This window comes from Streptococcus oralis (assembly GCF_019334565.1).
Classification (GTDB): Bacteria; Bacillota; Bacilli; order Lactobacillales; family Streptococcaceae; genus Streptococcus; species Streptococcus oralis_CR.
This window is the reverse complement of the sequence record NZ_CP079724.1, coordinates 1,825,703-1,839,549: the sequence shown is the minus strand read 5'-3', so window position 1 is coordinate 1,839,549 and position 13,847 is coordinate 1,825,703. Positions and strand designations below refer to the sequence as shown.

General features: G+C 42.7%; 11 protein-coding genes. 10 read left to right on the top strand and 1 reads right to left on the bottom strand.

What is annotated here, in order from left to right; translation table 11 throughout:
- The first annotated feature begins 186 nt into the window (after positions 1 to 186).
- The 10 genes from KX728_RS08920 to KX728_RS08875 all read left to right on the top strand — a co-directional run bounded on the left by KX728_RS08920 (position 187) and on the right by KX728_RS08875 (position 12,804).
- A complete protein-coding gene (locus KX728_RS08920; protein WP_215804242.1) occupies positions 187 to 2,832 on the top strand; it encodes an alpha-mannosidase in 2,646 nt (881 codons plus the stop codon).
- 96 nt (positions 2,833 to 2,928) lie between these two features.
- Positions 2,929 to 3,798, top strand: coding sequence for an ROK family protein (locus KX728_RS08915; RefSeq protein ID WP_206283831.1), 870 nt, complete (start codon positions 2,929 to 2,931; stop codon positions 3,796 to 3,798).
- On the top strand, positions 3,792 to 5,672 hold the full coding sequence (locus tag KX728_RS08910; protein WP_215804243.1) for a beta-N-acetylhexosaminidase: 1,881 nt from the start codon (positions 3,792 to 3,794) through the stop codon (positions 5,670 to 5,672). Before KX728_RS08915 ends, KX728_RS08910 begins: the two co-directional genes overlap by 7 nt.
- Before the next feature lie 357 nt (positions 5,673 to 6,029).
- On the top strand, positions 6,030 to 6,959 hold the full coding sequence (locus KX728_RS08905) for an ABC transporter permease (protein WP_000714584.1): 930 nt from the start codon (positions 6,030 to 6,032) through the stop codon (positions 6,957 to 6,959).
- A 13-nt stretch (positions 6,960 to 6,972) separates the two neighbouring features.
- On the top strand, positions 6,973 to 7,896 hold the full coding sequence (locus KX728_RS08900; protein ID WP_000818344.1) for a carbohydrate ABC transporter permease: 924 nt from the start codon (positions 6,973 to 6,975) through the stop codon (positions 7,894 to 7,896).
- A 108-nt stretch (positions 7,897 to 8,004) separates the two neighbouring features.
- Positions 8,005 to 9,489: an ABC transporter substrate-binding protein gene (locus KX728_RS08895; RefSeq protein WP_049501074.1), complete on the top strand. Its 1,485-nt coding sequence runs from the start codon at positions 8,005 to 8,007 to the stop codon at positions 9,487 to 9,489.
- Between the two features lie 160 nt (positions 9,490 to 9,649).
- Positions 9,650 to 10,339: a CPBP family intramembrane glutamic endopeptidase gene (locus KX728_RS08890; protein ID WP_219108641.1), complete on the top strand. Its 690-nt coding sequence runs from the start codon at positions 9,650 to 9,652 to the stop codon at positions 10,337 to 10,339.
- Between the two features lie 68 nt (positions 10,340 to 10,407).
- Positions 10,408 to 10,704, top strand: coding sequence for a bacteriocin immunity protein (locus tag KX728_RS08885; protein ID WP_000188106.1), 297 nt, complete (start codon positions 10,408 to 10,410; stop codon positions 10,702 to 10,704).
- A gap of 131 nt (positions 10,705 to 10,835) precedes the next feature.
- Positions 10,836 to 11,822 carry an oxygen-dependent tRNA uridine(34) hydroxylase TrhO gene (gene trhO, locus KX728_RS08880; protein WP_215804245.1) on the top strand — a complete coding sequence of 329 codons (987 nt, stop codon included), beginning with the start codon at positions 10,836 to 10,838 and terminating at the stop codon, positions 11,820 to 11,822.
- A 121-nt stretch (positions 11,823 to 11,943) separates the two neighbouring features.
- Positions 11,944 to 12,804, top strand: a complete 861-nt coding sequence (locus KX728_RS08875) for a DUF4299 family protein (RefSeq protein WP_215804246.1) — start codon at positions 11,944 to 11,946, stop codon at positions 12,802 to 12,804.
- A 62-nt stretch (positions 12,805 to 12,866) separates the two neighbouring features.
- Here KX728_RS08875 and KX728_RS08870 read toward each other — a convergent pair whose 3' ends face one another.
- Positions 12,867 to 13,829, bottom strand: a complete 963-nt coding sequence (locus KX728_RS08870; protein ID WP_215804247.1) for a DUF6574 domain-containing protein — start codon at positions 13,827 to 13,829, stop codon at positions 12,867 to 12,869.
- Between the last annotated feature and the right edge of the window lie 18 nt (positions 13,830 to 13,847).

Below are 13,847 nucleotides of genomic sequence, written 5' to 3'. Positions count from 1 at the left end.
GCTGACTTCATCAGTTCTATCCACAACCTCAAAGCAGTGCTTTGAGCAGACTGCGGCTAGCTTCCTAGTTTGCTCTTTGATTTTCATTGAGTATAAGGAGCGCGCTTTAGTTTCACCGATTCGTGTCAGAATCACACCTTTACATTTAAAACGTTAAAATTTAAATTTAGAATGAGGTTTTACTTCATGGAAAATGTTGTTGTACATATTATCTCACACAGTCACTGGGACCGTGAGTGGTACTTGCCTTTTGAAAGCCACCGGATGCAGTTGGTGGAGTTGTTTGACAATCTTTTTGATCTCTTTGAAAATGACCCTGAGTTCAAGAGTTTCCACTTGGATGGACAAACCATTGTCCTGGATGACTACTTGGAAATTCGCCCTGAAAATCGCGACAAGGTCCAACGTTACATTGACGAAGGCAAACTCAAAATTGGTCCCTTTTACATCTTGCAGGATGATTACTTGATTTCAAGTGAAGCCAACGTCCGCAATACCTTGATTGGTCAAGCAGAATGTGCAAAATGGGGCAAATCAACTCAGATTGGTTACTTCCCAGATACCTTTGGAAATATGGGACAAGCTCCTCAAATCCTTCAAAAATCAGGTATTCACGTAGCAGCTTTTGGTCGTGGTGTCAAGCCGATTGGATTTGATAACCAAGTCCTCGAAGATGAGCAGTTCACTTCTCAGTTTTCAGAAATGTACTGGCAGGGTGCGGACGGAAGTCGTGTCCTCGGTATTCTCTTTGCCAACTGGTACAGTAATGGAAATGAAATTCCGGTTGATAAAGACGAGGCCTTGACTTTCTGGAAACAAAAATTGTCAGACGTGCGTGACTATGCTTCGACCAACCAGTGGTTGATGATGAACGGATGTGACCACCAGCCTGTACAGCGAAATCTGAGTGAAGCCATTCGTGTAGCAAATGAACTCTTCCCAGATGTGACCTTTGTGCATAGTTCCTTTGATGACTATGTTCATGCAGTAGAAAGTGCTCTGCCTGAGCAACTATCTACGGTTACAGGTGAGTTGACCAGTCAAGAAACAGACGGTTGGTATACACTTGCTAACACTTCTTCATCCCGTATTTACCTCAAACAAGCTTTCCAAGAAAATAGCAACTTGCTAGAACAAGTAGTGGAACCATTGACTGTCATCACTGGCGGACATAACCACAAGGACCAGTTGACCTATGCTTGGAAAGTCCTTCTACAAAATGCGCCCCATGATAGTATCTGTGGTTGTAGTATTGACGAAGTTCACCGTGAGATGGAAACACGTTTTGCCAAGGTTAACCAAGTTGGAAACTTTGTTAAGACCAATCTTCTCAATGAGTGGAAGGGCAAAATCGCAACCCACGAAGCCCAAAGCGACCATCTCTTTACCGTCATCAACACAGGCTTGCACGACAAGGTTGATACGGTCAGCACAGTGATTGATGTAGCGACTTGTGATTTCAAGGAATTGCACCCAACAGAAGGCTATAAGAAGATGGCAGCCTTGACCTTGCCAAGCTACCGTGTCGAAGACTTGGAAGGGCATGCTGTAGAAGCGAAAATCGAAGATCTGGGAGCTAACTTTGAGTATGATTTGCCAAAAGACAAGTTCCGTCAGGCTCGTATCGCTCGACAAGTGCGCGTGACAGTACCTGTTCATCTGGCACCACTTTCTTGGACAACCTTCCAATTGCTCGAAGGAAAACAAGAACACCGTGATGGTATTTACCAAAATGGAGTAATTGATACGCCATTTGTAACGGTCAGTGTGGATGAAAACATCACGGTCTACGACAAGACAACTCATGAAGCGTATGAAGATATTATTCGCTTTGAAGACCGTGGTGACATCGGAAATGAGTACATCTATTTCCAACCAAAAGGAACAGAGCCTATCTACGCAGAGCTGAAAGGCTATGAAGTCCTGGAAAATACAGCACGTTTTGCTAAAATCTTGCTCAAGCATGAATTGACAATTCCAGTAAGTGCAGACGAAAAACTGGATGCGGAACAAAGAGGCATCATCGAGTTTATGACGCGTGAAGCAGGGCGCTCAGAAGAATTGACAAGCATTCTTCTGGAAACAGAGATGACCGTCTTTGTTGACAATCCACAAATCCGCTTCAAGACTCGCTTTACCAATACTGCCAAGGACCACCGTATCCGTCTCTTGGTTAAGACTCATAACACGCGTCCAAGCAATGACTCTGAAAGCATCTATGAGGTAGTAACACGACCAAACAAACCAGCTGCTTCTTGGGAAAATCCTGAAAATCCACAACACCAGCAAGCCTTCGTCAGCCTTTATGACGATGAAAAAGGGGTGACAGTGGCTAATAAAGGACTGCACGAGTATGAAATCCTTGGAGACGATACCATTGCTGTGACCATTCTTCGTGCCTCAGGTGAGTTAGGTGACTGGGGTTACTTCCCGACACCAGAGGCTCAGTGCTTGCGTGAGTTTGAAGTCGAGTTTGCACTTGAGTGCCACCAAGCAGGGGAACGCTTCTCAGCCTTCCGTCGTGCCAAAGCCTTCCAAACACCATTCACTAGTCTTCAGCTTGCTAAACAAGAAGGAAGTGTTGCTGCGACTGGTAGCCTCTTGAGTCATGTGGCACTCAGCTTACCACAAGTTTGCCCAACAGCCTTTAAGGTAGCTGAAAATGAAGAAGGATATGTCCTCCGTTACTACAATATGAGTCAAGAAAATGTGCGCATATCTGAACACCAACAAACTATTCTTGACTTACTTGAGCGACCATATCCAGTTCATTCAGGACTATTGGCTCCACAAGAAATTCGCACAGAATTGATCAAAAAAGAAGACATTTAAGACTTTTAAAGTGTTCTATAACTAATACTATGAGATAGAAAGGAGGGGCGAAAGGGTAAGGATTAACTACTGATTCGCCCCTTTTTTGGTGAAAATATGACCATTGCAACGATTGATATCGGAGGGACTGGGATTAAGTTTGCCAGTCTGACTCCTGATGGAAACATACTAGATAAGACAAGTACGCCGACGCCAGAAAATTTGGAGGATTTACTGGCTTGGCTAGACCAACGGCTGTCAGAGCAAGATTATAAGGGCATTGCTATGAGTGTTCCAGGCGCGGTCAATCAAGAAACAGGTGTGATTGAGGGAATCAGTGCCGTCCCTTACATCCATGGCTTTTCTTGGTATGAGGCCCTTGCTCATCATCAACTCCCTGTCCATCTAGAAAATGATGCCAACTGTGTTGGACTTAGTGAACTGCTGGCTCATCCAGAGATTGAAAACGCAGCCTGTGTCGTAATTGGGACAGGAATTGGCGGAGCTATGATTATCCATGGCAAGCTTCACCGTGGTCGCCACGGCTTAGGTGGTGAGTTTGGCTATATGACAACCATTGAACCAGCTGAAAAACTCAACAACTGGTCGCTACTAGCCTCTACAGGAAACATGGTTCGCTACGTAATTGAAAAATCTGGTCAGACTGACTGGGACGGTCGCAAGATTTACCAAGAAGCTGCAGCAGGCAATGCCCTTTGCCAAGAAGCCATTGAGCGCATGAACCGTAATCTGGCTCAAGGCTTGCTCAATATCCAGTATCTGATCGATCCAGATGTCATTAGTCTGGGAGGATCTATTAGTCAAAATCCAGATTTTATCCAAGGCGTCAAAAAAGCTGTCGATGCTTTTGTCGAAACCTACGAAGAATACACGGTCGCACCTGTCATCCAAGCCTGCACCTATCATGCAGATGCCAATCTCTACGGTGCCCTTGTCAACTGGTTACAGGAGGAAAACCAATGGTAAGATTTACAGGACTTAGTCCCAAACAAACTCAGGCAATCGACTTGCTGACAAAGCGTATCTCTTTACCAGATGTGGAAGTTGCAGTCGCTCAGTCTGACCAAACGTCTATCTCGATTATAGGTCAAGGTGGACACTATCAACTAACCTATCGCAAACCTCATCAACTCTACCGCGCCTTGTCCTTGTTGGCAACAGCTCTAGTAGAAGGTGATAAAGTAGCGATTGAGGAGCAGGCGGCTTATGAAGAGTTGGCCTATATGGCAGACTGTTCTCGCAATGCCGTGATCAATGTCGCATCTGCCAAGCAGATGATTGAGGTCTTGGCTCTCATGGGCTACTCGACCTTCGAGCTCTACATGGAAGACACCTATCAGATTGATGGACAACCTTACTTTGGTTACTTCCGTGGCGCCTACTCAGCAGAGGAGTTGCAGGAAATCGAAGCCTATGTCCAGCAGTTTGACATGACCTTTGTGCCCTGTATCCAGACATTAGCCCACTTATCGGCCTTCGTCAAATGGGGTGTCAAAGAAGTGCAGGAACTCCGTGATGTGGAGGACATTCTCCTTATTGGCGAAGAAAAGGTTTATGATTTGATTGATGGCATGTTTGCCACTCTATCTAAACTGCAGACTCGCAAGGTCAATATCGGGATGGACGAGGCCCACTTGGTTGGCTTGGGACGCTACCTCATCTTGAACGGCGTTGTGGACCGTAGTCTTCTCATGTGTCAACACTTGGAGCGCGTGCTGGATATTGCAGACAAGTATGGTTTCCATTGTCAGATGTGGAGTGATATGTTCTTTAAACTCATGTCAGCAGATGGTCAGTACGACCGCGATGTGGAGATTCCAGAGGAAACTCGTGTCTACCTAGATCGTCTCAAAGACCGTGTAACCTTGGTTTACTGGGATTATTATCAGGATAGCGAGGAAAAATACAATCGCAATTTCCGCAACCATCACAAGATTAGCCAAGATATTGCCTTTGCAGGTGGTGCTTGGAAGTGGATCGGTTTCACACCCAACAACCATTTCAGCCGTCTTATTGCTATGGAGGCCAATAAAGCCTGTCGTGCTAATCAGATCAAAGAAGTCATCGTGACGGGTTGGGGGGACAATGGTGGGGAAACTGCCCAATTCTCTATTCTACCAAGTCTGCAAATCTGGGCAGAACTCAGCTACCGCAATGACCTAGACCGTTTGTCTGCACACTTCAAGACCAATACAGGTCTATCAGTTGAGGATTTCATGCAGATTGACCTAGCCAACCTCTTGCCAGATCTACCAGGCAATCTCAGTGGTATCAATCCCAACCGCTATGTCTTTTATCAGGATGTTCTTTGCCCGATTCTTGACAGACACATGACACCTGAACAGGACAAACCGCACTTCGCTCAGGCCGCTGAAACGCTTGCTGCTATCAAAGAAAAAGCTGGTGCCTACTCTTATCTCTTTGAAACTCAGGCTCAATTGAACCAGATTTTAAGCAGTAAAGTGGATGTGGGACGACGTATCCGTCAGGCCTACCAAGTAAACGATAAAGAAAGTCTGGAAGAAATTACTAGACAAGAATTACCAAAACTCAGAAGCGAGATTGAAACCTTCCACAAACTCTTTAGCCACCAATGGCTGAAAGAAAATAAGGTCTTTGGCTTGGATACAGTCGATATCCGTATGGGCGGACTCTTGCAGCGTATCAAACGAGCAGAAAGCCGTATAGAGACTTATCTGTCTGATCAGATTGACCGCATCGACGAGCTAGAAGTTGAAATCCTACCATTTACTGACTTCTACGCAGACAAGGACTTTGCAGCCACAACAGCCAACCAATGGCACACTATTGCGACCGCATCGACGATTTATACGACTTAATACTCTTCGAAAATCTCTTCAAACCACGTCAGCTTCGCCTTGCCGTATAGATGTTACTGACTTCGTCAGTTTTATCTGCAACCTCAAAGCAGTGCTTTGAGCAGCCTGTGGCTAGCTTCCTAGTTTGCTCTTTGATTTTCATTGAGTATAAAAACAAGAACCGTGTCCCTTGTTCAGAGTGTTTCTCGTGAAACCTATTTCTTATAAAAAACTTCTCCACAAAAAATAATTTGTGGAGTTTTTTCTATAATTAGTAGTTTAACCTAACCATCAATTAGGAGTATACTAATAATGTAATCGTTATCAAACCTAAAAATTCGATGAAATCAGTTTTTAGGAATAAAAAGGGAGGAAATTATGAAAAAGTTTTCAAAGACCTTGAGAGATAACTGGATCTTTCTCTTGATGGTTTTACCAGGGGCACTCTGGTTGATTCTATTCTTTTACATTCCAGTATTTGGGAATGTGGTCGCCTTTAAAGACTACCATATGACCAGTAATGGTTTCATAGATAGTATTGTGAATAGTAAATGGGTCGGGTTAGATAATTTCAGATTCTTGTTTAGTTCAAAAGATGCCTTTATCATCACTCGAAATACCGTTCTCTACAATCTCGGCTTTATCTTTATCGGTTTGATTGTATCAGTAGGGATTGCCATTATCCTCAGCGAGCTTCGCTCTAAGAGAATGGTTAAGATTTTCCAAACGTCTATGTTGTTCCCTTACTTCCTGTCATGGGTTATCATCAGTTTCTTTACAGATGCCTTCCTAAACATTGACAAAGGGGTCTTCAACCATTTCCTAACATCCATTGGCATGAAGGAAGTCAACTTCTACGCTGACTTAGGCATTTGGCCATACCTTCTCCTTTTCCTAGGTATTTGGAAAGGCTTTGGATATAGCAGTGTCATGTACTATGCGACGATCATGGGAATTGATCCAACCTACTACGAGGCAGCAACAGTGGACGGGGCGAGCAAGTGGCAACGTATTCGCAACGTAACCATTCCTCAGTTGACTCCACTTGTAACAGTTTTGACCATCCTTGCAGTCGGAAATATCTTCCGTGCAGACTTTGGTCTCTTCTATCAAATCCCACATAATGCTGGTCAGCTTTACAATGTAACCAACGTTTTGGATGTATATGTCTTTAATGGTTTGACTCAGACAGCAGATATCGGTATGGCTTCAGCAGCCGGTCTTTACCAATCCGTTGTCGGTTTGATTCTGGTTATCCTATCAAACTTGCTTGCAAGACGAGTTGATCCAAACTCAGCTTTGTTCTAGAAAGGAGGAGAATATGGCAGAAAAGAAAATTAAAAAAGAAAAAATCGATAATGTCGGCATTCACTCCTTCAGTAAGAAAGCAGATATCTTCTTTAGTATCATCTCTGGTTTGATCGCTCTTTCTTGTATCTTGCCCTTTATCTTCGTTATTATCATTTCGGTGACAGACGAAAAGAGCATCCTCCAGTATGGATATAGCTTTTTCCCTTCGAAGTTTGGTGTAGATGGATTCCAGTTCCTAGCTCAGTTTAAAGATAAGATTCTCCAAGCGCTCTTTATCTCAGTTTTTGTAACTGTAGTCGGAACAGTGACCAACGTCTTCATCACAACTACTTATGCCTACGCCATCTCACGTACAACCTTTAAGTACCGCAGATTCTTTACGATTTTCGCTCTTCTTAGTATGTTGTTCAATGCTGGTTTGGTACCAGGCTATATCGTGGTCACTCGCCTGCTTCAACTTGGTGATACCGTTTGGGCCTTGATTGTTCCAATGCTTCTCTCACCATTCAACATCATCTTGATGCGTTCCTTCTTCAAGAAGACTATTCCAGAAGCCATTCTCGAATCTGCTCGTATCGATGGTGCCAGTGAAGCTCGGATCTTCTTCCAGATTTGTTTGCCATTGTCACTTCCAGGTATCGCAACCATCACGCTTTTGACAGCTCTTGGTTTCTGGAACGACTGGTTCAACGCCCTTCTTTATATCAAGAGTGATAACTTGTATCCATTGCAATATTTGCTTATGCAAATCCAGCAAAATATGGACTACATTGCAAAAGCAGTCGGCCTATCTGGTCAACTGGGAGTCGCTCTTCCAAAAGAAACAGGTCGTATGGCCATGGTTGTGGTTGCAACCCTTCCAATCGCGATTCTGTATCCATTCTTCCAACGTTATTTTGTTAAAGGGTTGACGATCGGTGGTGTGAAAGAATAGCACTTGCTGAGAAACATCGTTTCTCCCTTCCTAACTTCATCATAGCGATTGAAGTTAAAAATCATTAAATCGTTTATAAGTTTAAAAATAAAAAAAGGAGTTTTTATCATGAAAAACTGGAAAAAATATGCTTTTGCATCTGCTAGCGTAGTCGCTTTGGCTGCTGGTCTTGCTGCTTGTGGAAACCTTACAGGTAACAACAAAAAAGCTGCAGATACTACTTCAGGTGAAAAACCTGTAATCAAAATGTACCAAATCGGTGACAAACCAGACAACTTGGATGAATTGCTAGAAAATGCAAACAAAATCATCGAAGAAAAAGTCGGTGCTAAATTGGATATCCAATACCTTGGATGGGGTGACTATGATAAGAAAATGTCTGTTATCACATCATCTGGTGAAAACTATGATATCGCATTTGCATCTAACTATGTCGTAAATGCTCAAAAAGGTGCTTATGCTGACTTGACAGAATTGTATAAAAAAGAAGGAGCAGAGCTTTACAAAGCACTTGATCCAGCTTACATCAAAGGGAACACTGTAAACGGTAAGATCTATGCAGTACCAGTTGCAGCTAACGTTGCATCATCTCAAAACTTTGCCTTCAACGGAACACTTCTTGCTAAATACGGTATCGATATTTCAGGTGTCACTTCATACGAAACTCTTGAACCAGTCTTGAAACAAATCAAAGAAAAAGCTCCAGACGTAGTACCATTTGCGGTTACGAAGAACTTTATCCCATCTGATAACTTTGACTACCCAGTACCAAATGGACTTCCATTTGTTATTGACCTTGAAGGAGACACTACTAAGATCGTAAACCGTTACGAAGTACCTCGTTTCAAAGAACACTTGAAGACTCTTCACAAATTCTATGAAGAAGGATACATTCCAAAAGACGTAGCAACAAGCGACACTTCATTTGACCTTCAACAAGATACTTGGTTCGTTCGTGAAGAAACAGTAGGACCAGCTGACTACGGTAACAGCTTGCTTTCACGTGTTGCGAACAAAGATATCCAAATCAAACCAATCACTAACTTTATTAAGAAAAACCAAACAACACAAGTTGCCAACTTTGTTATCTCAAACAACTCTAAGAACAAAGAAAAATCAATGGAAGTGTTGAACCTCTTGAACACGAACCCAGAACTCTTGAACGGTCTTGTTTACGGTCCAGAAGGCAAGAACTGGGAAAAAATTGAAGGTAAAGAAAACCGTGTACGCGTCCTTGATGGCTACAAAGGAAATACTCACATGGGTGGATGGAACACTGGTAACAACTGGATTCTTTACATCAACGAAAACGTTACAGACCAACAAATCGAAGATTCTAAGAAACAATTGGCAGAAGCTAAAGAATCTCCAGCACTTGGATTCATCTTTAACACTGACAATGTGAAATCTGAAATCTCAGCAATTTCTAACACAATGCAACAATTCGATACAGCTATCAACACTGGTACTGTAGATCCAGATAAAGCTATTCCAGAATTGATGGAAAAATTGAAATCTGAAGGTGCCTACGAAAAAGTATTGAACGAAATGCAAAAACAATACGACGAATTCTTGAAAAACAAAAAATCATAAGCTCGATTGATTTCGTGTATTCATTCCTAATTCCTAAAAATGTGATCACTGCCTTCCTTAGTTCTCTAGGGGAGGTAGTGATTTTTAGGATGTAAACATGAAAAGAGTGGTTCTGAGGGTTTATGCGATGTGATACACATACATCTATAGGGGATTTATTATGAAAAAATATCGTCTTCTTTTCAAAATGAGCGCTGTCTGCTCTTACCTATTTTTCGTATTTGGTCTTTCTCAGCTGACGCTTATTGTCCAAAACTATTGGCAATTTTCTTCCCAGATAGGCAATTTCTTCTGGATTCAAAATATCTTGAGTTTGCTATTTATCGGAGTCATGATTTGGATTCTGGTTAAGACAGGCCATGGTTATCTCTTTCGCATTCCAAGAGAAAAATGGCTTTGGTATTCGATTTTGATAGTATTAGTGGTAGTGCTCCAGATCTCTTTTAACGTTCAGACAGCTAAACATGTCCAGTCAACTGCTGAAGGTTGGGCTGTATTGATTGGTTATAGTGGGACTAACTTTGCAGAGCTAGGTATCTATATAGCCCTGTTCTTTCTGATTCCACTGATGGAAGAGTTAATCTATAGAGGATTACTGCAACACGCCTTTTTTAAAGATTCGAGATTTGCTCTTGATTTGCTTCTTCCTTCTATTTTATTTGCTCTCCCTCATTTTTCAAGCCTGCCTAGTCTGTTAGATATCTTCGTCTTTGCAACATCTGGAATCATTTTTGCTGGTTTGACCCGTTATACCAAGAGCATTTATCCTTCCTATGCGGTGCATGTAATCAATAATATTGTAGCGACCTTGCCATTTTTGCTGGCTTTTTTACATAGGGTGTTTGGGTAAAATACTGGCTGGAGAGTTAGGAATTATAGTTTTTCAATTTATAAGCGAATTTCAGGAGGGAAATGAGTATGACACCATTAAAATGGTTTGCTGGAGGAAGTGAAAGACGTTGTGAAGCGATGACCATCATTGATCATCTATTGGAAGATATAAAGGTTGCGCCTCAACTTGCTCCCCTGAAAAATCAGTTAGTGATTTATCAAAAACGATTAAAGGACGATGGAACCTCTACTCCATTTATTCTGAGCCAAATGAACGTTGACATCTCACGTGTGTTGATTGATAACAAGCTGGGTTTGTCAGAAAGTCAAGCTAAGCAAATCAAAAAATTGAGAGAATTATCTGCGATTCGCTATGGTTACTGATGAAGTGCAGTGGTAGGTCTCTCTATATAATTTCCGGTCAAATAAATTGCATTCGTTTTCTCAAGTGGGTATACTAGTATAGTTGAATGAAAAATTCTGAAAATTTAAGAATAGAAAAGAGAACAAATCTTATGGCAAAAGATATTCGTGTCTTACTTTACTACCTCTATACTCCAATTGAAAATGCAGAGCAATTTGCGGCAGATCACTTGGCTTTCTGTAAATCAATCGGCCTCAAAGGTCGTATCCTAGTCGCTGACGAGGGAATCAACGGAACAGTTTCAGGTGACTATGAAACAACTCAAAAATACATGGACTACGTTCACAGTCTCCCAGGTATGGAAAACCTCTGGTTCAAGATTGACGAAGAAAATGAACAAGCCTTCAAGAAGATGTTTGTTCGCTACAAGAAAGAAATTGTCCACCTTGGTTTGGAAGACAATGACTTTGACAACGACATCAACCCACTTGAAACAACAGGTGCTTACTTGTCTCCAAAAGAGTTCAAAGAAGCCCTTCTTGACGAAGATACAGTGGTTCTTGACACACGTAACGATTATGAGTACGATCTAGGACATTTCCGTGGGGCTATCCGTCCAGACATCCGCAACTTCCGTGAGTTGCCACAATGGGTCCGTGACAACAAGGAAAAATTCATGGACAAGCGTGTTGTGGTTTACTGTACAGGTGGAGTTCGCTGTGAGAAATTCTCAGGCTGGATGGTCCGTGAAGGCTATAAAGATGTCGGCCAATTGCACGGAGGAATCGCAACTTACGGTAAAGACCCAGAAGTCCAAGGTGAACTTTGGGATGGGAAAATGTACGTCTTTGACGAGCGTATCGCAGTTGATGTTAACCATGTCAACCCTACCATTGTAGGGAAAGACTGGTTTGATGGAACACCATGTGAACGCTATGTTAACTGTGGAAATCCCTTCTGTAACCGTCGTATCCTAACATCAGAAGAAAATGAAGACAAGTACCTTCGTGGATGCTCACACGAGTGTCGTGTTCACCCACGCAACCGCTATGTTTCAGAAAATGAATTGACACAAGCAGAAGTAATCGAGCGCCTAGCAGCTATCGGTGAAAGCTTGGATCAAGTCGCTACTGTATAACATCAAACAGTCCTTAGGGGCTGTTTTTCTATGCTTTATATCTAAAAAACTAAAGTTTGTTTCTGTATCTTTCAGGAAAATAGATTATACTATATGTAAACGATTTCAAAGGAGGCCAGTTATGGCGAAAACATTTTTTATCCCAAATAAAGAAAGTATTCTAGGACAACAGGAGGTCTTGACTGCCAAGTCCATCTTGGCCTTGGTGGAGGGCTTGGAGTCACACAGTTATGATGCGGTCTATCTCCGTCAGCCCCTCAATCGTCTCGAGTATATCGAGTGTGGGATTGTAGGCCAGTCGCAATTTCTCTTCAAGGTGAACTATGCGGATAGTCGAAAAGGTTATCAAGTGGTGATTCCAGATTTTCTTACTAGAGCAGACTGGGAGATTGTAGAGACTCTCCTCCAGGCCCTATCTGGCAAGTTGGGGGAAGCGGTAGAAGGGCTAGAAGACTTTGACTTTGAAGCTTATTTCCGACAAACGGTCAAGCAATATTTAGCGGATAAGGCAGTTCGTTTAGTATATTGCCAAGGGCTCTTGTCACCTATCTATCTCAACAAGGAATACCTCGAGAGCTTTTTGGCTGAGGATGGATTGGCACATTTTGAAGAGTTGGTCAAGAAGGTTCAAGGCTCTGATGCCTACCTTGCCAGTGTGAAATTTTACCCAGATGCTCAAGGCAAGGTGCACGGTATCTATCACCTAGCCCAAGGAGTCAAGACGATTTTGCCAAAAGAACCCATTGTACCTGTGCCTTATACGGAGCAGCTGGCAGGTAAGGAGCTTGTTTGGGAGATTGATTTAGTGAAGATTTCTGGTGATGGGTCCAAAGCAGAAGACTATGAATCCATCGCTCGCTTGGACTATGCAAGATTCCTAGAGTCGCTACCAGAAGCATTTTATCAGCAACTAGATGCCAATCAATTAGAAGTACAAGCCATCCTAGGACAAGATTTTGAAGGATTGGCAACCATCAAGTAGACATTGTTCAAAAAAGAGTAAGCATAAAAATCCCTGTCATTAATAAATGGCAGGGATTTTGGTTAAAAGAATGTCAGGATGCGAAGGTAGTCAACTGTCAGCGTGAGCTCTGCAATGAAGAAGGGTAAGAGAATAGCACCATCAAGTAAGACAGCTAGCAGGAATCGATAAAATGGGTCGAGGCTACTGGTCTTACTTGGCTTGCTAATCACAAAGAGATTACCAAGGGCAAAGATGGCCATGCTTAGAAGGGTGAGGATACCAGCAAATCGTAAGCCGCCAAAGAGTGCAAAGAAACTTGCTAGAGCCGTTAGGACAAGTGGGATAGCAAAGAGTCTGCTATACCGATCAAAGGCTTCTTGGAATGTGAAGTCACTCTCCTGATCCAGCACACGTCGGACAGTAAAGCCTCCCAGAATGATGGAAAAGTAAAATAGAGCGCTAGCGACCAAGATGGAGAGTCCAGCAAAGAGATTTAAAGGTGGGAGCTGGTTAGGTAAACTATTGGCAATAGAGGCCATATAGCCATAGTAGAGGTGCTTGATATGATAGATACTAAAGAAAAGATTAATAGAAGACAGCAAGGTGAGTAGGGCAAAGACACTGTAACGATGCTTTTGGTCCGTATTCTTGCTGGCAGTTGGTTCTTGGATAGCGTCCAGCAGCCAAGTCCAAAATAGTGCGATTTCTTCTTTGAATCGGGCAGTTTTGCGGGGGTCAATATCTGGGATATAGGGGCTTTCTAAAGCCTTGCTGAGGATACTTTTCTCTTTTGCAGGGTTTTCTTGCTTGTGCTCCTCTTCAGCTTTTACTTCTTCCTCTTCCTCGGTTTGGGCTTCTTCTATCGTTTCGGGAGTTTCCTCCTCATGCATTTCCAACTTTTTAGGTGAGACAGGTGTTTCTTCGCTTGCTTGTGGTTCAGTTTCCACAGTTTCCGAAGTCTCTGGTTGGTCGGGCTGGATTTCCGATTTCGTCTGAGCTGATTTCTTCTCAAGATCGGCGCTTTCAAACCATTCTTGTGTCATGGTGGAACCTCCTTTTTT